The following is a 21,328-nucleotide window of genomic DNA, read 5'->3' on the forward strand; positions in this document are numbered from 1 at the left end:
TTTTTGTTTCAAGCTTAATGCTTGAAGACCCTACACATTTGTTCTATCGAAACGATATTCAGTTTTCAATGATCAACTTGTACATTAAATAAATAATGCAAAGCGGACGACGGGAATCGAACCCGCATTCCCAGCTTGGAAGGCTGGAGCACTAGCCATTGTACTACATCCGCAAAGTGTTTCGTACGTCAACAACAATATTTATAATACACATTGTTTAAGACAAAGTCAACACTTTTATCAAATAAATATTAAACTACTTGCTAATGATGAATAAACATAGCATCCCCAAAGCTAAAGAAGCGATATTGTTCTTTAACAGCATGTTCATAAGCATTTAAAATATTATCCCGACCAGTAAAAGCAGCTACCAGCATCACTAAAGTTGATTTAGGCAAATGGAAATTAGTAATAAATGCATCAACAACACGCCATTGAAAGCCAGGTTTAATGAATATTTCCGTCCAACCTGAATCAGCTTTTAACTCACCATCAAATTTAGCCCCAATTGTTTCTAACGTACGAATGGAAGTTGTTCCAGTGGCAACAATGCGACCCCCATTTGCTTTAACCTGATTTAACGTTTGCGCTGCTTCTTGACTTAGTTGATAGAACTCTGAGTGCATTTTATGATCGTCAATATTGTCTTCTTCAACTGGCCTAAAAGTACCAAGGCCCACATGTAATGTTAATTCAACTAACTTAATGCCCTTATCAGCTACTTTTTGCAATAATTCAGGCGTCCAATGCAACCCTGCAGTTGGTGCAGCAGCCGAGCCATTCACCTTTGAATAAACAGTTTGATACCGTTCTTGATCTTCCAACTTTTCCTTAATATAAGGAGGTAAAGGCATTTCACCTAACTCTTCTAAAATCTCTAAAAAAATACCCTCATAATGGAACTTAATCATTCGACCACCATGTTCTAATTCCGAAATCACTTCTGCTGTCAAACGACCATCACCAAAAGTGATTTTTTGTCCGACTACGTATTTTTTAGCTGGCTTGACCAATGTTTCCCAAACATCATCTTGGTCTTGCCGAAGTAAAAGCACTTCAACATGCCCACCAGTCTCCGGACGTTCACCATACAAACGAGCCGGTAAAACCCGTGAATTATTCATAACAAGAGCATCACCAGGATTTAAATAATCAATAATATCGTAAAAATGACGGTCATGAAGGACCCCTGTATCAGCATTCATTTCTAATAGACGTGAACCATCTCGCCTCTTTAATGGTGTCTGTGCAATTAGTTCTTGCGGTAATTCATAATCAAAATCACTTAAACTTGTAAAGTTTTCTGCCATATATCGTTAATCCCCTTGTTATTGTTTAGTATCAGGCACCGGTAGATTTAAATGTTGATACGCTGCCAATGTCACAACCCGCCCACGCGGTGTTCGCTGTAAAAAGCCAATTTGTAATAAGTACGGTTCATATACTGATTCAATTGTATCAACTTCTTCTCCAATGTTAGCAGCAATCGTATTTACACCAACTGGCCCCCCTTGATAAAAGGTAATCATTGTTTGCAAAATTTTATGATCAACCTCATCCAGTCCCATGCTATCGATTTTCAATAATTGTAAAGAAAAATTGACCATCTCATCATTAATAACCTTTTGACCTTTAACCGTTGAAAAATCACGAACTCGTCTCAACAGACGATTAGCGATACGCGGTGTCCCTCGTGAGCGTCGTGCTAATTCAAACGCACCCTCACCAGAAATTTCGATATTAAAAACATCTGATGAACGCTTAATAATTTGTGATAATTCATCGTGTGTGTAATATGCCATATGTTCTACAATCCCAAATCGGTCACGTAATGGTTGTGACAACATACCAGCACGAGTTGTAGCCCCTATGAGGGTAAACGGTGGTAGTGGAAAATGAATTGGGTGTGCCGTAGGACCTTCACCTGCAATAATATCAACATAAAAATCTTCCATAGCCGAATATAACATCTCTTCAACTTGTTTTGGCAACCGATGAATTTCATCAATAAACAAAACATCCCCTGGCGTTAATTCATTTAACAAAGCCAATAGGTCACCAGATTTTTCAATAGCGGGACCAGAAGTTGTCCTTAGACCCACACCCATTTCATTGGCAACAACCATTGCTAACGTCGTTTTCCCTAATCCAGGTGGTCCATATAACAATGTATGATCTAATGGTTCTGAACGCTGTTGCGCTGCTTCAATATAAACCTGTAATCTTTGCTTTAAATCAGCTTGCCCAATATATTGTTGTAAGGTATTGGGCCGTAAAGTTTGCTCAACCGTTTCTTCACCATCATCAGTGGACATGTCATGTATAAAATCTTCTGCCATCTAATAACATCTCCTTACTGTAATAGTTTCAACCCAGCACTAACATATTTAGCCGTTGTTTGTTCATCCAGTTTACGTAATGCTTTTTCAACACGGTTAATATCCTTTTTAGCATAACCTAACGCTTCCAAAGCCAAAAGCGCATCCGCTAATTGACTATTTGAACTAACCGCCGGTACAACAGGTGCCATTTCATCATTTGCTAACACCAAATCCGATAATTTATTTTGTAAGTCCAATACAATTTGTTGCGCTGTTTTTTTACCAATACCAGGAAACTTTGTTAAAAATCCAACATCACTTTGTTGAATCGCATTAATCAACCCTGTATGGTCATTATTAGCCAAAATAGCTAATGCTGATTTAGGGCCAATACCAGAAACATTTAATAACTTTTGGAATAAGTTTTTTTCTTGCTTGTTCAAAAATCCATACAAAGTATGTTCATTTTCACGAATGATTTGTTCAACATAGACTGTCATTTTACTATCCAAAGAAAATGCATATGGATTAGCAACTAAAATTCGATAACCAATTCCCTGTATATCAATCACAATATAATTCGGAGAGATTTCTGTGATCAGCCCCTTTAAATATTCGTACATTTTTTTCTCCCATTCCAATAAATCGTTATTTTCATTATAGCAGAAAAGCAGCGTATGCTAATTGACAATTAGCGATTCGCATTTCACGATAACCAAAATTTGTTACCATAAAATTCATGTTTTTTTCATATCTATTGGTTACGATATACTTATCGACTTAAGTTAAGCAGTAGCTGCCATACACACTATTGCTAAGTCGTTTCGCTCCCTCATAAAGCGAAGAGTTATTTACGATAGTAAACACTCAATTAACATATCTCTTATTAAACCTATAGCAAAAGCGAGCTAATTATTAATTAGCTCGCTTTTGTTGTGACCAATTATTAAAAGGCACTAATCGTGCAGGAAACTGTCAAAACGCGTAAAATAAATAGTTAAGTAAGAAAAACATTTTAAATTAGGAGACCTGTATGTTGAAAGAAAAATTGTCACAATTACCAACTTGGCAAAGTAATATCTTTATCCTTTGGTTTGGTGTCTTTATGACAGGTGTTGGTTTCAGTGAAGTAATGCCTTTTCTATCTTTGTACGTTGATACATTAGGAAATTTTACAAAAAATCAACTAACTTTTTATAGCGGCATAACCTTCTCCATTACCTTTTTAATGACAGCAATCATTTCACCATTTTGGGGAAAATTAGCCGATAGTCGTGGTCGCAAACTAATGTTAATCCGTGCTTCATTAGGTATGGCAATTGTCTTTTTCTTAATGGGGGCTGTCCAAAATATTTGGCAACTTATTTTTTTAAGGGCACTTCAAGGTTTATGCGGCGGATTCATTTCTAACGCTAATGCGATGATTGCAACCCAAACACCTAAAGAAAAATCAGGTTATGCGTTAGGAACACTTGTGACTGGTGTTACTGGTGGGCAGTTATTAGGCCCATTTATTGGTGGTGTCCTCGCCTCACTTGTTAATTACCGGATAGCTTTTATTATTACTGGTATTATTTTTCTATTAGTATTTTTACTAGTTATCACTTTGGTCAAAGAAGAATTTATTCCCATTCCAAAAGGTAAATCACCTTCTCGTAAAGAAATTTTTTCCCAATTATCCTATCCTAAATTGACCATTGGTTTGTTTACAACAACTTTTATCATCCAAATAGTTAATCAATCAATTAGCCCTATTATTGCATTGTTTGTCCGTGAGCTTAATAATGGCTCTGGCAGCACAACACTGTGGGCTGGGATTATAGCTGCAATGCCTGGAATTGCTACGATGCTTGCAGCACCTCGTTTTGGACAATTAGGCGATCGAATTGGCACACATCGCATTATGTTAATGGGATTTAGCTTAGCATTTATTTTCATGTTACCAACTGGTTTTGTGACAGCCATTTGGCAATTAGTTATTTTAAGATTTATGATTGGTATTTCTGATGCTACGATGCTACCTGCTGTTCAAACATTATTGACCAAAACAACACCAACTCAGGTTACTTCTCGCATTTTTGCTTATAATCAATCATTTCAATCATTAGGATCCGTCTTCGGTCCAATCATGGGCACTGTTGTTGCAATGTTTTTTGACTATAACGGAATTTTTATTGCCAGTGCACTGTTAATCTTGGTTAACGCTTGCTTATTCTTCTATCGTACGAAGTCATTAAAGCATGATAAAAATCTTAATTTATAAACTATAAAAGTCTGTCATTAATTAATCTCACCTTACATGAGATTAAATCAATGACAGACTTTTTTAATCAGTATTTATACGTCTCATCATATGATACAACACTAACAACGCAAACTGTAGTGATCCAAATGATATAACAAATACTAAGCTATGTGATGATAAGGATGTTAGAAATAAAGTCAGTACTTTATGTGGTGCACTAATTAATTCCCATGAATTAATTCGTAAAAATCTTCCCAAATAAATACCATAGGCAGACACAAATGACAATACAACCGTCCATGTTGATGATAGTACACCACCATAAACTCGGCCAATGATATGGGCTGATGACAAGCCAAATAGCAATCCCATTAAAACACCAACTGCTAAAATTGCATAATTAAAAAATTGTGTTTCGGTCATTAGTCCCGTACCAATTGAAGATAAGTGACTAAAGTCAGTCACCATATACATCGCATTAGGGAAAAACGCTAACCATACCACCGTTAGTCCTAACTTCAATAATAACTGCCCTTTTTTACCGCTTAAGTACCTAATAATTAAAGCCAAGTCGAAAGGTACTAATGCCAAAAATAAATTCCAAATCAGAAAATTATAGTTGGTTGGCACAAGCCAAATGACTAAAAGCAAACTTAAAACGACTAAGTGCACCCTTAGAATATCTTTTTTCATTTTTTCTTCCAATACTTTTTGTTCATTAAATCACTTTAATTATACCCCGTCTAATGTAAAAAAGACTTAAAGTCTATTTTAATGTTTCTGTTTTAGCACTAACTCGCTGTGGATATGGTACCTCAAACCAATCTATACCACCAACAACGATTTCGACTTGACCAGCCAATTCATCAATAACGGCCGCTTTAAATGTCATCATATCATCATCAGCTATTGCCACTTTAATTATCACATCAGCTGTATAGTCTGTATCTAAAATTTCATGATCGTGTTTCTTTAGCCAATAAGCCAATGATTCATATTGACTATACGAAACTTTTAAACTAACTTCATGACGTTGAATCCGCTCAATTAATCCACAATCTTCAACACCACCAACAACTGTCCCAGCATACGCACGAACCAGACCACCTGCCCCTAATTTAATACCCCCAAAATAACGCGTAACCACGACAGCTATATCCCGAATTGCATTATTTTTCAACACTTCCAACATTGGTACGCCCGCAGTTCCTGCCGGCTCACCATTATCAGAATACCGTTGGACTTCATTACGATTTCCTAACATGTATGCCCAAACATTATGTGTTGCTTTACGATGTTTTACATTAATTGACTCAATAAATTCTTTTGCTTCTTCTTCATTAGAAACCCGAGTCATGCTTACAATAAACCGTGATTTTTTAATTGTTCGCTCCCACGTAACCTGTTGATTAGCAATCGTAATATACTTTCCTAACTCGCTAACATGCTCAACTTGATTTCCTGCCATAATTACTCCTTTCAACATCTAATAAAATAAAAAACGCCCATTTTCGAACAATGGTCGAAAACAAGCATCTTCTAAAATTAAAAACCGCTACTAATCTTCGTATTCAAACTGGAAGTCCACAATTTGCACCGTATCACCATTTTTTGCGCCGGCTGCGTGCAACGCTTCATCAACACCCATAAATCGGATTTGACGGGCAAAACGCATCAATGATTCGGTATAATTTGTATTTGTACGTTTAAACAAACGTTCAATTTCATTTCCAGATAGCACCCAAACACCATCTTCATCACGACTTAGTTCAAATGGTTGCTCACGTTCTTCAAATTCATAGTTAGCTTGATCTGCATCATCTTCAACCATACCCTTAGGCAAGAATATTGGTGTTTCATCTAACAAATTAGCTGTTCGACGTAACAATGGTTCTAGACCTTCACGTGACAATGAAGAAATTGGCATAATTTCAATATTATCGGGTATATTTTCATCGTTTTGCAACTGATCTTTAAACATGGCCAAAGCGGTTTGTGCATCTGGCATATCCATCTTAGTTGGTACAATAATTTGGGGACGTTCTAATAGGGCCGGATCATATGCAGCTAGCTCTTGATTAATCTTTAGATAGTTATCATATGGATCTTGCTCAGGATCAACACCAGACATATCAATCATATGCAAAATAACACGCGTACGTTCCACATGACGTAAAAACTGAATTCCTAAGCCAACTCCTTCAGATGCCCCTTCAATTAACCCCGGCAAATCTGCCATTACAAAATCACGACCGTCTTCTAAACGAACCATTCCCAAATTAGGAACTAAGGTCGTAAAATGATAAGCTGCAACTTTCGGCTTAGCCGCCGTCACAACTGACAGCAACGTTGACTTCCCTACAGATGGGAAACCAACTAATCCAACATCCGCTAAAACTTTCAACTCTAAGGCGATATCAAGTTCTTCACCTGGCTCTCCATTTTCAGCAATTTCGGGCGCTGGATTCTTAGAAGAAGCAAAGCGGATATTACCACGACCGCCACGACCACCTTGCGCAATAACTAGACGTTGATTTTTTTCAGTTAAATCACCAATAATTTCACCAGTTTCGCTATTGGTAATCGTTGTTCCTTGTGGTACGCGAATGATCAAATCCTCTGCTGAGCGTCCAGTCATAGCCTTGGTAGCACCATTGCCACCTACTTTTGCTTTGAATTGACGCTTATAGCGAAAGTCCATCAAAGTACGTAATCCTTCATCAACTTCCATGATTACTGAACCACCGTTACCACCATCGCCACCAAAAGGGCCACCCATATTAATATATTTCTCATGACGGAAAGAGACTGCTCCATCGCCACCTTTTCCTGCTTTAACAAAAATCTTTACTTGGTCGACAAACGCCATCGTTTATGACCTCACTTTCTTTTTTAGCTTCCTTAGCCAACTGTAAACTGTCGCATTTCATTTTACAGCACTTTCTCATATTTGACCACCATTAGTCAGCATGATGTTGTGTTGCCGTTAAGGAAATTTTGATATTATTAGCTACTTTTTCAGATATACTCAGTTTTTGTAACTCACTAATTGATGCTTGCGCCATTTTATTCATTGACCCAAAATTAGTCAACAATTTACGTCGTGTTTTAGGTCCTACACCTGCAATTTCATCTAACCTTGAACCAAGTGAACTTTTAGAGTGCAATTGGCGATGAAAAGTAATCACAAAACGATGTACTTCATCTTGAATACGCTGTAATAAATAAAAACCTTGTGAATTTGGATCAAGATGTACATGGTCTGCACCTTCTTCTTTTAACAAATCAGCAGTCTTGTGCTTTTCATTCTTAACCATTGCCGCCACTGGAATCGACAACCCCAGCTCATCTTCAATCACTTCTTTAGCTGCATTCAATTGAATCACACCACCATCCATAAGAATCAAATCTGGCAACGTGCTATGTTCTTTTAATAGCCGCGTGTAACGTCGCCGGATCACTTCCATTGTTTCAGCTCGTTCATCTGCATGCAAGACATTTTTATTTTTATATTTACGGTACTTATTCTTGTTTGGGACACCATCTTCAAAAACCACCATAGCTGAAACCATATCTGCACCTTGTAAATGAGAATGATCAAATGCTTCAATCACATTGATTTTTTCAATCCCTAATGCATTCGCAATTTCTTGCATTGCGCCCGTTGTTTTTGATTCATTCATTGCTAATAAACGAAACTTTTCATCTAAAACAATTTTGGCATTTTTACCAGCCAATTCCAATAATGCCCGCTTTTCACCACGTTGAGGCGTTCTAACAGGCGTATTCAATACAGCCGCTATCGACTGTGTATCAACACCTTTAGGAACAAGAATTTCCTTTGGCAACACAGAATTACGACGATTATAAAATTGTAAAATAAACTGGGCTAACTCTTCTTCTGGTGAATCAATAATAGCAAACAAACGCTTTTCTCGCTTCAATAAGCGTGATTGTCTAATAAAGAAAATTTGTACCGACAACCAACCTCTGTCCATATAAAAGTTAAAGATGTCGCGTGGTGTCCCATCACGCGATATAATCTGTTGCTTTTCTACCGTTGCCTCAATAAATTTTATTTGATCACGTAAATCGGCCGCCCGCTCATACGCCATGTCAGCGGCAGCTGTCGCCATCTTATTTTGCAACATCTTACGAACTTCTTTCGTATCACCATCTAAAAAGCGTTTGATCTTTTTAATCTGCTCAGTATATTCAGCTGCAGGGACTTCTTTATAACAGGCACCTAGACATTGCCCAATATTTGCGTATAAACAAGGTCGTCCTTGATAGCCATTACACCGGCGTAAAGGATACACTTTTTGTAAGAAATGAAGTGTTTCTTGTGCTGCATACACATTGGGATATGGGCCAAAATAATGAGCACCATCTTTCGTTACCTCATTAGCTAGTAAAATTTGTGGATCACGTTCATTGGTAATTTTAATATATGGATAACCAGTCCCCCGCTTCAAACGAATATTATAGTAAGGTTGATATTTTTGAATCAACGTAATTTCTAAAAGTAACGATTCCTTTTCTGAACTAGTCACAATAAAATCAAAATCAGCAATATTTTCTACTAACTGAGCTGTTTTACCAGTATGGTCACTTTTAAAATACGAACGGACTCTGTTTTTTAAATTTTTAGCTTTACCCACGTAGATAATTTTGCCATTTTTATCTTTCATTTGATATGAACCTGGCAAATCGGGTAATAACATTAACTTTTGTTCAATATGTTTTGTTGTCATCTAGTCGCCTTCCTTTATGATTTAGCTGACAATTTTTTATATTATATCACTACCAGGCATTTAACCAATTATTAAGCAAACATGCTATAATAAGTCTAATTTATTAATTAGGAGGTTCTCTTTCATGCCACTACAAACAAAAAGAAACGATGAACTAACTCGTCAGGTTGACGAACTATTCGACATCCCTGACTTGAATGACAAGGACAAAGATCGTTTTCTTAGTAAGAACGATCACGAAGAAAATTAAAGATAACGATATTAAAACCACCATAATTAAATGGTGGTTTTTAGTTTTTATTTACTTATTTAATCATAACAACCCCATACTATTTTCTCAATAGTACAGGGTTGTTAATTTATATAACCATTATGATTTTTTCGAGAAAAGTCCTTTTAAACTAAGCAATGCTGCTTTAGTAATATTACCATCATTATAAGTTAAAACATTACGCTTATACACACGTAGTCCATAACGTGCTAAGAAAATTAAGACAATTATCTCTAACGCTAATGCGATAAATGCATCTGACATGTTTGCATATTGCAATCCTAAACGTGCAGGCATCAGGGTTTGCGAAATAAATGGGACATATGACAAAGCATTAATAAACGCATTATTAGGTTGACCATTCAAAACAAACGTCAAAATATAACCAATCATCGCAATATACGTTATTGGTGAAACTGCTTGTTGCACCTGGCTCAGGTCATTTACCATTGCTGAAACAATTGCTGTTAAAATCATGTACAAAAAGATACCAACAAGTGCCAAAAGTCCCGTCATAATTGCAAATTCTGTATCTACACCCGTTAAGAGACCTTTAATCAGCTTGACGAATTGATTATCACCAAAGAAAATTGCCGTTACCCCAACTACCACAAGATAAATTAAACCGTGCGTAATTGCTAACCCGGCTATCCCTAATAATTTACCAAAGAATTGGATCCCCGGCGAGGTCACTGCCAGCAAAATTTCCATGATACGTGATGATTTCTCGTTAGCAATTTCTTGTGAAATCATCCCAACATAAGCAGTTAGAAAGATAAAAATAAAAATTCCTAGCGCGGCTGATAACATCTGATTAGCTTGATCTGTTGCCTGACCGCCTTGTGATGACTTACCACTTTTACTATAAATACTGGTTTGAAAATCTGGTTTTGAAACCAAACTATTAAGTTGATTTGGCGTCAAATGTAATTTATCAGCCTGACTAAGCATATGATACTGATCAATTGTCGTTTGTAAAGTTGTCTCTGACAAATTTTCAGCATCAACTGACATCCTTAACGCATAACTCGTTGGCGTTGATGTTAAATAGCCATCAATTCTATCTTGCTTTAAATCCTGTTTTGCGGTTGCTAATGAATCAACATTTTTAAACGTTGCTGCCACTGCTTTATTTTGTTTTAAATAACGATTTAAGGGCTGGTTAGCAACAACCGCAACAGTTGGTTGCTTATGACTTTGCGTTGCATCCATAATCAATGTAATACCAACAATTGCCAAAACAATTAGCAACGGTGCTAAAACAACCGACCAAAAGCCAAACGTCTTAAAACGATTCAGATATGTTTGATGCGCTACTAAATATAATTGTCGTTTACTCATAAACATTTCCCCCTGTTACTTCACGACGGAAAATTTCATCTAAGGTTGGTGGTTGCTGTGAAAATACCGGTACATATCCATCCTTAGCCACTACCGAAAAGACTTCCTTACCAGCATTCGGATCACCTAATTTAAGATGTCGGCCAACACCTTCCGATTGAATATCTAATACACCAGGGATTGCTAACAATTGTTCATCCGTAACTGAAGATTCCAGATAAATCTCGCTACGACCAAATGATTCGCGTATCGTATTCAGTTCCCCACTTAGTACTGTTTTACCATGTTTTAACATTAACAGTTCATCAGATAATTTTTCAACACCACTCATATTATGCGAACTAAAAATAATATGGGCACCATTTTGTTTAAGTCGTAAAATTTCATTCATCATTAATTGCGTATTTACTGGATCTAATCCCGTAAAAGGTTCATCTAAAATTAACAATGAAGGCTCTGTAATCACAGTTGCAATTAATTGCACTTTTTGTGCATTACCCTTTGATAAACTTTGCACTTTATCAGAAACTTTACCAACAACATCTAATTTTTTCATCCATAAATTTAACTGTTGTTTGGCATCAGATTTTTTCATACCATGCAATTCGGCAAAATAAACCACCTGCTGTTCTACTGATACTTTTTGGTATAAGCCCCGTTCTTCTGGTAAAAAGCCGATATTTTGCCTATCTTCATTCATAATGGGATGACCATCCCAACTGATTGTGCCCTTGGTTGGTTGAATGAAATCTAGCATCATACGAAAAGTCGTTGTCTTACCAGCACCATTTTGCCCAATTAGACCAACAACATGACCCGGCTTTAGTTGCATGTTCATATCATCAACCGCTAGTTTGTCACCAAACTGTTTGGTTAAATTTTTTAATTCAATCATATAAAAACTCCTATATTACATTGGCAGTTAACATTAATAGAATATCATACTTATGAAAGTAATATCACAAATTAAATTTAACGGAAAGTTTAACTTAAAAAAAGCCGTTACGTCACTATTCATATAGTAACCTAACAGCTTTTAATTATTTTACAAAATATTAAATCTTTAATGCATAGTCCAATAATTAATGGCCATTTCGTTTAAAACGATCCATCATTTCAGCAGTAAATTTTAATTCACGTGGCTTAGAACCATTTGCCGGCCCAATTAAGCCACGATCTTCTAACGAATCAATGATTCGTCCTGCACGATTATAACCCATACCAAAGTGACGCTGAATTGACGATGTCGATGCACCATCAGCACGAAGAATGAATTCTAAAACGTCATCCCATTTTTCATCAAGATCATCATCACCTGAACTATGACCGCCTTCTAATGCTTGAACTTCAGCATCAGATACGGTCATTGATTCATCGTATTGTGCACTACCCTGTTGTTTAATAAAGTCAGTCAAAGACTCAACATCTTCATCTGAAATAAAGGCTCCTTGAACACGTTGCGGCCCATTTGAACCAATTGGTGCAAACAACATATCACCACGTCCAAGTAGCTTTTCAGCACCGTTACCATCCAGAATAGTACGTGAATCAACCCCTGAAGAAACTGCAAACGCCATACGTGATGGTACATTAGCTTTAATCAAACCAGTTATAATATCAACAGATGGTCGTTGCGTTGCAACAATCATATGAATACCAGCAGCACGACCTAGTTGCGCAATTCGCACAATCGCATTCTCCACATCACCAGATACTGATGAAGTCATCATTAAATCAGCTAACTCATCAATAATAACAACCAAATAAGGCATTTTTTGACTAACAATTCCTTTTGTCGCTTCATCACGTTTTGTCACTAAGCGATTGTACCCATCAATGTTACGTACACCTTCTTGGGCTAATAGTTTAAAGCGTCGATCCATTTCAGCCACAACTTTTTTCAAACCTAATGCTGCTTTCTTTGGATCAGAAACAACTGGTGTGATTAGATGCGGGATATCGTTATAGACTGATAACTCAACTTTCTTTGGATCCACTAACATTAGCCGAACTTGTGATGGCTTAGCTTGCAACAAAAGTGATGCTAAGATACCATTGATGGCTACTGATTTTCCAGAACCGGTTGAACCAGCAATTAACAAGTGTGGCATCTTCGTCAAGTCAACTTTAACCACCCCACTCGTCACACCACGTCCGATTGGTACCACTAATGGTTTATCTGTATCAATACCTGCTTCTTCAACCATATCACGGAAGCCAACGGTCGCTTGCTGATCATTAGCAACTTCAATTCCAACGACATTTTTACCAGGAATGGGTGCTTCTATACGTAAGGATTTTGCTGCTAAAGCTAGTGCTAAATCATCAGCTAAGTTTTGAATTTTTGAAACTTTCACCCCAACAGCTGGCTTAATTTCATATTGGGTTACAGTTGGTCCTAAGACCACCTTCTCAACCGTTGCATTTATTTTAAAGCTTTGTAATGTTTCATGAAGAATACGTGCTTTTTCACTTAACGCATCGCGTTCTTTAGACTGATCAGTTGAGCCAATATGTTGTAACAGATCGGTTGTTGGTAACCGATAGTCTTTATCATCAATTACCGTCCCTAAGCCACTAGCGTCAACATCAGCTGTTGGCTCATACAACATATCAATATGCGAATGACTCGATGATGTTGACTCCTGTTGTGTTGATGCCAAATTCGACTTAGCCATGAACTCTTGTTCTGGTATAAAATCCTCTTCTGGTAAATCTTGACCATAAACAACTGGTTCAACTCGATCTGCTGATTGAATAACACGTTTAGAATCAGAACTTTTCGGTGATACCGTATCGAACGGTACATCCTCATCAGCTTGTGATTGCACTGGTGGTTGTTGCCATGATGATTCTTTTGCATTCAGCAAATTTGGGTCTACAGCCATTGTGGCTTGATCTTCTGATTGCGACTGCGGTGCCACAATTTCTGGCAACACAAAATCAAATTTTGTTGCCGAAGCTTCTTGCTCATCTTGTTGTTTATCAGATAATGTTGGTTTTGCTTTAAAATCAACCTTGCCAGAAGACGTGGCTTCGATAGTTGGGGATTTGGTCTTTTTTTGACCATCACCAAATGGATCCTCACTAAAGAAATCCTTCATCGCCTCTTGTTGGCGCTCTTTTTGATTACTACGGAAAGTATTAATTGATTCGGTCATTTTTTCATGAGCATTTGTTGCTTGTGTTTGGACCAAATCGCCGGCACCTTCTGCTAACGTAAAGAAATTATCAAAAACACTGCGCAAAGGTAGTTTAAACATGACAACCAAACCAACCAGTAGAAAAACAATCGCAATAAGCCATGAACCAAAGTTGCCCATTGCCAAGTAAGTATATTGGTACAAGATTGCACCTATGACACCGCCCCCAACTGGCGTTGTTACAGCATGATTATTTAAATCTTGGTTAATCAAGGATTGAATAGTCGTTACATACTCACTATGCAAATTCATTTTGTTAAATAACAAAATAGAACCCATTAAAATAATTCCGATATAAAATACCATGAAGCCAATATAGTGATATCCTTTAATTCGAGGTGGCCAGGTACCATATGCCATTACAACTAGAAATGGAATTAATAAGATAACTAACAAAAATTGATATGAGCCACCAACAATTAAGCGCACTAGATTAGCCACTAACTTACCAACTAATCCAACTTTAACAATCGCTAAAATTGATAAAACAACGGCAATTAATCCTGAAAATTGCGGTAATCGTTGTATAAACCACGCCAATGTATCGTTGCTCTGCTTTTTTTTGCGAGCCGTGGTTTTCGTTGGACGTCGTTTTGTGGTTGTTTTTTTCCTGGCAGTTGTTTTTTTATATGCCATATGGGCCTCCTTTCTTAAATATTAACGATAAATTAATACTATTTTAGTTTATCGTAATCGTATTCATGTGTTAAATCAAGATCTGGAAAATTTTGTTGACGCAAGGCTTCATAAATAATAATTGAAGCCGTATTCGATAGATTCAATGAACGAATATGTTCATCATTTTGTGGAATACGCAAAGCTTGATCAGGATGAGCTTTCATAAATGGTTCTGGTAAGCCCGTTGTTTCCTTACCAAATAGGAAGTAATAATCATGATCTGGGTTGGTATAATCTGCTTGATGATATGCTTGCTTGGCAAATTTTGAAATTAAAAACAATTCATCCGTTTCCTTTAAGGTTGCCATAAAGGCCGGCAAGTTCTTGTGAACTTTAATATCAACATTGTCCCAATAATCTAATCCTGCACGCTTGACGTGCTTATCATCTAATTTAAACCCCAATGGCTCGATTAGATCTAATTTTGTATTTGTACCTGTAGCCGTTCTAGCAATGTTACCGGTGTTAGCTGGCATTAGTGGTTCAAATAAAACAATGTGATTCGTACTCATAAAATAAATTCTCCTCTTCTTAGGCCATTTTAACCTATACGTGATTAATGCATACAAAAACAAGTATAGCACGGACAACAGGTCACTTGCGCTATACTTGTTAAAATTTATAATGTTTTAAAGTGAATCGGACTTTTCTTCAAATAAATTAGAAGTAGCCCGCCACCAACTGTAAAATCGTGAAATCAAAACCTTCATAATAGCGTAACCAGGTACACCAAAGATAACACCTAAGATACCAAAAATATTACCTGCTGATAACAATACTAGCAATACTGTCACTGGATGAATCTTCAATGATGATCCTAATAACTTTGGTGAAATAATTCGTCCTTCTAATGTTTGCTCAATCATAAAGACAATCAATACCGACACTAACATCATTGGTGAAATAAATATTCCCACTACAATAGGCGGTACCATTGATAAAAACGATCCCAAAAATGGAATAATATTTAGTATTCCTGCAATAATGGCAATTAACCAACCATATGGTAATCCAATAATCGTGTATCCAATCGCAAACATAACCATCACTGCAAATGCAACTGAAATTTGACCACGAATATAATTTGAAATTTGCCGACTAATTTCCTTTAAAGTTGTTAAAAATGACTGACGTGTTTTAACTGGTAAAAATTTTGCAATATATTTAGGCATTTGGTGCCCGTCTTTCAATAAATAAAAGAGGACAAATGGAAATGTAATAATTGCAATTACCACTGACGTCACAGTGCCCAGTACTGAGGTTACACCATGTAGACCTTTTTTAGCATATTCGGCTGAATAATCTTTTAACCAACTAGATATTTCATCATTCGTATTATTAAACCATTTGTTTACATTATCAAATTTACGATCAGTTGTAACCTGATCGACAATCCGGACAATTTTGTGCCAATAGACTGGCCATTGATTAATCAGTTCCATAATTTGGCCACTAATCCATGGAATAAAAACAGCCAATCCCCAGATAATCAATAAAGCTAAGACAATAAATTGAATAGTAATAATAACTATTCTTGAAAGATTGAATCGGCGCTCCGCCCAATCTACCATCGGATTAAGTAAAAAGTAAAAAACACCCGCTATCACAATCGGTACCCCTACGGCACTAAAAAATTGTGCAATTGGCTTAAAAAGGAATGCAACCTTATTTAGCATAAATACAATAATTAAGAACAATAAAATAACCAACATAACTGACACAATTTTATTATCCAAAAACCATCGTTGGAAACTTGATTGTTCTTTAGGTTCCTTTTCCATATTCTGCTCCTTTAGGACATACGTTATAAAAAACACTCCAGTTGTGTGCATGCAACTGGAGTGCTAATCGTTTGTAACTGCCACTTTTTCATCATTATTAATCAACAAACAATACACGAATTGCTTCAGGTACTGCAAAATCTTTTTGAACAAGTGCTAACTTTCCTGACTCACTATCACGTGAATAGACTGAAACATTATCAGTATTTTGATTAGCCACAATCAAGTAATTTTCTTCTTGATTCAAAGCAAAATCACGTGGAAAGTCGCCTTCTGTTGAAATCCATTGTATATGTTCAACAGCAGCACCATTATCTTTAACAGCGAATACGGCAATTGAATTATGACCGCGATTTGATGTATAAATAAAGCGACCATCTTTTGATAGATAAATAGCAGCACCACCATTATGTGCATCCCAATCTTCTGGAATCATGGCAACTGTTTGTAATAATGTAAATGAACCATCTTCGTTATACTTTAATACTGATAGCTTTGATGATAACTCCCCTAATAGATAGGCGTAATGACCATCTGGACTAAAGCGAATATGGCGAGGACCAAACCCGGCTTCAGTCGTATAAGTAGCCTTTAATGTTAGCTTACCTTGATCTGAAACATCAAATGTTAATACTTTATCAGCACCTAAATCAACGACAACAATCCGATTATCAGGCGTTAAATTACTAAAGTGAACATGTGTATGTTCTTGTTCTGGACGAGGTCCATCCCCTTGTGATTGATAAGTATCAGCTAAAACAAGATTCCCTTTTTCATCAATCGTATAAACATCCAGTGTTCCTTTATGATAATTTCCTGTGTAAACTAATTGACGTTCTTCATCAACGGCAACATATGCGGGTGATGCACCGTCAGTTAATACTTCTTGTTGTAGGGTAGCTTGACCGTCAGTATAATCATACACTGCGATACCACCCTGTCCATTATTTTTATCAACTGCATAAAGTTTATTTGCTTTGCTTATTGTTAAATAAGTTGGTGAACCAATTTCTGCAACTAATTTTGTGTTAGCAAGCGTTCCTGCTTGCGTATCAAAATCTGCCGCATAAATCCCTTTTGAAACACGCTTTGTATACGTTCCAAATAAAATATGTTCTAATGCCATTGATTTGCCCACTTTCTTGAATATCATTCATTTTAAATTGTTAATATTATAACATAATTTAAAGATACAATTAAATGCATATGATTATACAAAAAAGAGTGCACAACAAAAGTCGTTTGAATCCTCATAATGAATACATTTTTAACTAAAAAAGTTGGGACATCTTCTTGTGTCCCAACTTATCTTTAAAATGAGTTCTAAAAAATTTTATATAATACCATTCATTTAACATCGCTATAATTAGCAAAACGCTTATCTTAACACTGCTAAATCATGTGTTACAAATGGCTTAAAATCATCTTTCACCCACGCTCTATGTAATCAAACAACGTATTGCTTAGTTTGATTTAACATCCAAGGCCATAAAGTTAGCCACTTTGTTAGCTTGATTTGAAACACTTTGCAAACTTGCCAAGCGATTTTGCTTAACGGCTTCATCATCAACCATAACCATCGTCTCATCAAAGTAAGCTGCAATAGCTGGTTGTAATCCTAATAATGCCTTTAGCAATTCATCAGTTGTAAATTCAGCGCCTTCTAATAATGAAGCCTCAGCGTACAATTGACTTTCAGCAGCATTTTCAAATAGTGCTGAATCTACAGCAGCATCAGTTGGATTCTTAGTTGTCAAACGCATAACACGCGTCAATGATTCAACACCCTCACGGAAGTTATCATCATCAATGTGTGCTGACAAAGCTACCGCTGATTTAAACATTTGTGTCGTATCAGTCAATTCACCAGTCGTTACAGCATTAATAATGTCATAGCGAACCTTTTGTGACTGCAAAGCCTTAACAACACGGTCTGTCAGGAATGAAACAACATCATTGACAACATTACCTAAGTTAGCCGCAACATCTTCAGGCAATCCAAAATGACTCTCTTCAGCATTAATTTCACTGATTAAATCAGTCAAAATTGCATCAATTGGTAGGTCCCATTCATTATCATGCAAAATGTTAACGACACCAGAAGCGGCACGACGTAATGCATAAGGGTCATTTGATCCAGAAGGCATCATGTCACCAGCAAAGAATGTTAATAGGCTATCTAATTTATCAGCTAGTGCCAAAACTTTACCTAATTGTGATGCCGGTAGTTCACCATCTGCTGAAATTGGCATGTAGTGCTCACGAATAGCTTGTGCGACAGGTGCTTCTTCACCGAAGATAAGCGCATACTTTTCTCCCATAACACCTTGCAATTCGTCGAATTCACCAACCATCCCCGTCATCAAGTCAAACTTATAAATTTCAGCAGCACGGGCTAATTGTTGTTGTGCATCAGTTAATGCAACACAGTGACCAATAATTGCAGCTAAGGCCTTAACTCGTTGTGTATGACTAGCAACAGAACCCAACTTAGCGTGGAATGACACAACATTTAACTTATCATTGTAAAAGGCGATGTCATGCTTTTGATCTTCATGATAGAAGAACTTTGCATCTTCCAAACGTGCAACTAGCACCTTTTCATTACCTGCAATGACGTTATCCAAGTGCTCAGCGTTTCCATTTCGAACTGAAACAAAGTATGGCAACAAAGAACCGTTCTCATCCACAACGTGGAAGAAACGTTGGTGCTCACGCATTGAAGTAATCAAAACTTCGTCAGGCAATTCTAGATATTCAGGATCAAATTTACCCACAAAAGCTGTTGGATATTCAACAATGTTATTAACTTCTTCTAATAAGTCATCATCTTTTTCAACACGCCAACCATTCTCACTAGCCAATGCGTCAATTTGTGACACAATATTTGCCTTACGTTCATCAGCAGATGCTTGGACATATGCCTTAGCTAAGTCATCAACGTAATCAGTTGCATTCGCAACATCTACTGATTGACCTAAGAAACGGTGACCACGAGTTTGACGACCTGTTTTAACATCAAGAACTTCAAATGGCACAACCACATCATCCAACAAAGCAACAATCCAACGAATTGGACGAATATACTCAAAAGTATGGCGTGACCACTTCATAGTTGTGGTAAATGTCATGCTAGTCATAACATCCTTCATACCAGCCAATACTTCAGCAGCTGGTTTACCAGCCTCAAATTTTGTCACAAAGATGTATTCGTTACCCTTAAATTCTTTAAAGGTAATATCATCGGTTGTTAAACCTTGACCACGAGCAAATCCTTGGGCTGCACGTGAGTAGTTACCTTCTTTGTCAAAAGCAGCTTTTTTAGCAGGTCCTTTAACTTCTTTCGTTAAGTCATCGGCCTTATCTGCAACGTCCGAAATCAAAACTGCCAAACGACGAGGAGTTGAAAATGGCTTAATTGCACCATATTGTAGACGATTGTCTTTCATAAAATCTGCTGCGCGTTCAACCAATTGGTTAATCGCTGGTGTTACCAATTGTGCAGGCATTTCTTCCAAACCAATTTCTAATAAAAAGTTTGCCATGTTAGTTTTCCTCCTCATCAGCTGGCGAATACTTTGCCCGCAATGCTTCATCCTTCAACAAAGGGAATCCCAGTTTCTTACGTTCATCAATAAATGCACGTGCAACTGAACGCGCCATATTACGAATACGTGAAAGATACTTAGCACGCTCAGTAACTGATACCGTACCACGTGCATCCAACAAGTTAAAAGTATGTGATGATTTCAAAATGTAATCATAAGCTGGATGTACTAAGCCATCAGCCAATAATTTCTTAGCTTCAGCTTCATATTCATTAAAGTGACGTAGCAACATCTCTGAATCTGACTTTTCAAATGAGTAAACAGAGTGCTCATATTCAGGTTCTTTAAAGATATCACCATACAAGACACCATTTCCCCATTCCAAATCATAAACTGTTGGTACGTCTTGGATATATGATGCCAAGCGTTCCAAACCATACGTGATTTCAGATGTAACAGCATCTACTTGAATACCACCAACTTGTTGGAAATAAGTGAATTGGGTAACTTCCATACCATCAAGCCAGATTTCCCAACCAATACCAGCAGCACCCATTGATGGGTTTTCCCAATTATCTTCGACGAAACGAATATCATGGGCTAGCGGGTCTATTCCTAACGCCTTTAATGAATCTAGATATAATTCTTGAATATTATCAGGGGATGGCTTCATAACAACTTGAAATTGATGATGTTGGTACAAACGATTAGGATTGTCCCCATAACGACCATCAGCTGGACGACGTGATGGTTCAACATAGGCAGCATGCCATGGCTCTGGTCCATTAGCACGCAAAAAAGTGTACGGACTCATCGTTCCTGCACCCTTTTCCGTATCATAGGCCTCCATCAACATGGCTCCTTGATCAGCCCAAAACTTTTGCAACGTCAAAATAATATCTTGCACACTCATCTTTGCGCTCATTATGACAATTTCCTTTCTTTTGTACAAGCAAAACCACAAAAAAGCCCTACATCAACCATACTAAAACGGTTAATGTAGGGACGATAATATCGCGGTTCCACCCTACTTCTAGTATCACTACTAGCAGCTTTTTTCATTTAATTTATTAGCTAATGATGCCCCTTAACAATAATTAGACCATTCTCACATTAACAATGGTTTGCTGTGCTAATTATTAATTAATTCCTTCATTAGTATTTTTAAGCTTTACAATTTATAAGT

Annotated in this window: 17 protein-coding genes and 1 tRNA gene; 2 read left to right on the forward strand and 16 right to left on the reverse strand. The window is 37.0% G+C overall.

The features are described from left to right. Positions 1-101: 101 nt before the first annotated feature. The 4 genes from FFM61_RS07010 to ruvA form a co-directional block, all read right to left on the reverse strand. A tRNA-Gly gene (locus FFM61_RS07010) sits at positions 102-173 on the reverse strand. 90 nt (positions 174-263) lie between these two features. Further along, complete coding sequence (queA, locus tag FFM61_RS07015) at positions 264-1,310, reverse strand: tRNA preQ1(34) S-adenosylmethionine ribosyltransferase-isomerase QueA (protein ID WP_074427843.1); 1,047 nt, start codon at positions 1,308-1,310, stop codon at positions 264-266. A gap of 18 nt (positions 1,311-1,328) precedes the next feature. Continuing rightward, on the reverse strand, positions 1,329-2,339 hold the full coding sequence (ruvB, locus tag FFM61_RS07020; RefSeq protein ID WP_074427842.1) for a Holliday junction branch migration DNA helicase RuvB: 1,011 nt from the start codon (positions 2,337-2,339) through the stop codon (positions 1,329-1,331). Between the two features lie 14 nt (positions 2,340-2,353). Further along, positions 2,354-2,944, reverse strand: coding sequence for a Holliday junction branch migration protein RuvA (gene ruvA, locus FFM61_RS07025; RefSeq protein WP_074427841.1), 591 nt, complete (start codon positions 2,942-2,944; stop codon positions 2,354-2,356). A gap of 410 nt (positions 2,945-3,354) precedes the next feature. Here ruvA and FFM61_RS07030 point away from each other — a divergent pair, with 410 nt between their 5' ends. Continuing rightward, on the forward strand, positions 3,355-4,584 hold the full coding sequence (locus tag FFM61_RS07030) for a multidrug efflux MFS transporter (protein ID WP_074427840.1): 1,230 nt from the start codon (positions 3,355-3,357) through the stop codon (positions 4,582-4,584). Positions 4,585-4,647: 63 nt separating this feature from the next. Here FFM61_RS07030 and FFM61_RS07035 read toward each other — a convergent pair whose 3' ends face one another. The 4 genes from FFM61_RS07035 to uvrC form a co-directional block, all read right to left on the reverse strand. Beyond that, positions 4,648-5,259 (reverse strand): DUF1361 domain-containing protein, encoded by a 612-nt coding sequence (locus tag FFM61_RS07035; RefSeq protein WP_074427839.1) that lies wholly within the window; start codon positions 5,257-5,259, stop codon positions 4,648-4,650. Positions 5,260-5,332: 73 nt separating this feature from the next. Beyond that, positions 5,333-6,034, reverse strand: coding sequence for a YigZ family protein (locus FFM61_RS07040; RefSeq protein ID WP_074427838.1), 702 nt, complete (start codon positions 6,032-6,034; stop codon positions 5,333-5,335). 90 nt (positions 6,035-6,124) lie between these two features. Next, a complete protein-coding gene (obgE, locus tag FFM61_RS07045; protein WP_074427837.1) occupies positions 6,125-7,435 on the reverse strand; it encodes a GTPase ObgE in 1,311 nt (436 codons plus the stop codon). Positions 7,436-7,526: 91 nt separating this feature from the next. Then, entirely contained in the window at positions 7,527-9,320 is a 1,794-nt protein-coding gene (gene uvrC / locus FFM61_RS07050) for an excinuclease ABC subunit UvrC (protein ID WP_074427836.1), read from the reverse strand. Positions 9,321-9,444: 124 nt separating this feature from the next. On the opposite strand from uvrC, the gene FFM61_RS09200 reads away from it, so the two are divergent. Then, positions 9,445-9,570, forward strand: a complete 126-nt coding sequence (locus tag FFM61_RS09200; RefSeq protein WP_255313619.1) for a hypothetical protein — start codon at positions 9,445-9,447, stop codon at positions 9,568-9,570. Positions 9,571-9,690: 120 nt separating this feature from the next. Here FFM61_RS09200 and FFM61_RS07055 read toward each other — a convergent pair whose 3' ends face one another. The 8 genes from FFM61_RS07055 to glyQ form a co-directional block, all read right to left on the reverse strand. Beyond that, on the reverse strand, positions 9,691-10,932 hold the full coding sequence (locus FFM61_RS07055) for an ABC transporter permease (protein ID WP_083194521.1): 1,242 nt from the start codon (positions 10,930-10,932) through the stop codon (positions 9,691-9,693). Then, positions 10,925-11,827 (reverse strand): ABC transporter ATP-binding protein, encoded by a 903-nt coding sequence (locus FFM61_RS07060; RefSeq protein ID WP_074427834.1) that lies wholly within the window; start codon positions 11,825-11,827, stop codon positions 10,925-10,927. The genes FFM61_RS07055 and FFM61_RS07060 overlap by 8 nt, the downstream gene beginning before the upstream one ends. Before the next feature lie 187 nt (positions 11,828-12,014). Further along, positions 12,015-14,771 (reverse strand): FtsK/SpoIIIE family DNA translocase, encoded by a 2,757-nt coding sequence (locus FFM61_RS07065; RefSeq protein WP_074427833.1) that lies wholly within the window; start codon positions 14,769-14,771, stop codon positions 12,015-12,017. A 38-nt stretch (positions 14,772-14,809) separates the two neighbouring features. Continuing rightward, positions 14,810-15,325 carry a tRNA (cytidine(34)-2'-O)-methyltransferase gene (locus FFM61_RS07070; protein WP_074427832.1) on the reverse strand — a complete coding sequence of 172 codons (516 nt, stop codon included), beginning with the start codon at positions 15,323-15,325 and terminating at the stop codon, positions 14,810-14,812. A gap of 117 nt (positions 15,326-15,442) precedes the next feature. Continuing rightward, positions 15,443-16,594 (reverse strand): AI-2E family transporter, encoded by a 1,152-nt coding sequence (locus FFM61_RS07075; protein ID WP_074427831.1) that lies wholly within the window; start codon positions 16,592-16,594, stop codon positions 15,443-15,445. A 97-nt stretch (positions 16,595-16,691) separates the two neighbouring features. Next, positions 16,692-17,720 (reverse strand): lactonase family protein, encoded by a 1,029-nt coding sequence (locus FFM61_RS07080; protein ID WP_074427830.1) that lies wholly within the window; start codon positions 17,718-17,720, stop codon positions 16,692-16,694. 337 nt (positions 17,721-18,057) lie between these two features. Next, positions 18,058-20,139 (reverse strand): glycine--tRNA ligase subunit beta, encoded by a 2,082-nt coding sequence (glyS, locus tag FFM61_RS07085; protein WP_074427829.1) that lies wholly within the window; start codon positions 20,137-20,139, stop codon positions 18,058-18,060. Between the two features lies 1 nt (position 20,140). Further along, entirely contained in the window at positions 20,141-21,067 is a 927-nt protein-coding gene (gene glyQ, locus FFM61_RS07090) for a glycine--tRNA ligase subunit alpha (protein WP_074427828.1), read from the reverse strand. Between the last annotated feature and the right edge of the window lie 261 nt (positions 21,068-21,328).

Origin of the sequence: Weissella hellenica (genome assembly GCF_005405545.1) — a bacterium.
GTDB classification, from domain to species: Bacteria; Bacillota; Bacilli; order Lactobacillales; family Lactobacillaceae; genus Weissella; species Weissella hellenica.

Excerpts from the sequence above, each read along its gene's own strand:
- glyQ (WP_074427828.1), bottom strand. The coding sequence starts at position 21,067 with ATGAGCGCAAAGATGAGTGTGCAAGATATTATTTTGACGTTGCAAAAG.
- queA (WP_074427843.1), bottom strand. The coding sequence starts at position 1,310 with ATGGCAGAAAACTTTACAAGTTTAAGTGATTTTGATTATGAATTACCG.
- ruvB (WP_074427842.1), bottom strand. The coding sequence starts at position 2,339 with ATGGCAGAAGATTTTATACATGACATGTCCACTGATGATGGTGAAGAA.
- FFM61_RS07040 (WP_074427838.1), bottom strand. The coding sequence starts at position 6,034 with ATGGCAGGAAATCAAGTTGAGCATGTTAGCGAGTTAGGAAAGTATATT.
- FFM61_RS07035 (WP_074427839.1), bottom strand. The coding sequence starts at position 5,259 with ATGAAAAAAGATATTCTAAGGGTGCACTTAGTCGTTTTAAGTTTGCTT.
- FFM61_RS07060 (WP_074427834.1), bottom strand. The coding sequence starts at position 11,827 with ATGATTGAATTAAAAAATTTAACCAAACAGTTTGGTGACAAACTAGCG.
- uvrC (WP_074427836.1), bottom strand. The coding sequence starts at position 9,320 with ATGACAACAAAACATATTGAACAAAAGTTAATGTTATTACCCGATTTG.
- FFM61_RS07075 (WP_074427831.1), bottom strand. The coding sequence starts at position 16,594 with ATGGAAAAGGAACCTAAAGAACAATCAAGTTTCCAACGATGGTTTTTG.
- obgE (WP_074427837.1), bottom strand. The coding sequence starts at position 7,435 with ATGGCGTTTGTCGACCAAGTAAAGATTTTTGTTAAAGCAGGAAAAGGT.
- glyS (WP_074427829.1), bottom strand. The coding sequence starts at position 20,139 with ATGGCAAACTTTTTATTAGAAATTGGTTTGGAAGAAATGCCTGCACAA.
- FFM61_RS07030 (WP_074427840.1), top strand. The coding sequence starts at position 3,355 with ATGTTGAAAGAAAAATTGTCACAATTACCAACTTGGCAAAGTAATATC.
- ruvA (WP_074427841.1), bottom strand. The coding sequence starts at position 2,944 with ATGTACGAATATTTAAAGGGGCTGATCACAGAAATCTCTCCGAATTAT.
- FFM61_RS07055 (WP_083194521.1), bottom strand. The coding sequence starts at position 10,932 with ATGAGTAAACGACAATTATATTTAGTAGCGCATCAAACATATCTGAAT.
- FFM61_RS07065 (WP_074427833.1), bottom strand. The coding sequence starts at position 14,771 with ATGGCATATAAAAAAACAACTGCCAGGAAAAAAACAACCACAAAACGA.
- FFM61_RS07080 (WP_074427830.1), bottom strand. The coding sequence starts at position 17,720 with ATGGCATTAGAACATATTTTATTTGGAACGTATACAAAGCGTGTTTCA.
- FFM61_RS07070 (WP_074427832.1), bottom strand. The coding sequence starts at position 15,325 with ATGAGTACGAATCACATTGTTTTATTTGAACCACTAATGCCAGCTAAC.
- FFM61_RS09200 (WP_255313619.1), top strand. The coding sequence starts at position 9,445 with ATGCCACTACAAACAAAAAGAAACGATGAACTAACTCGTCAGGTTGAC.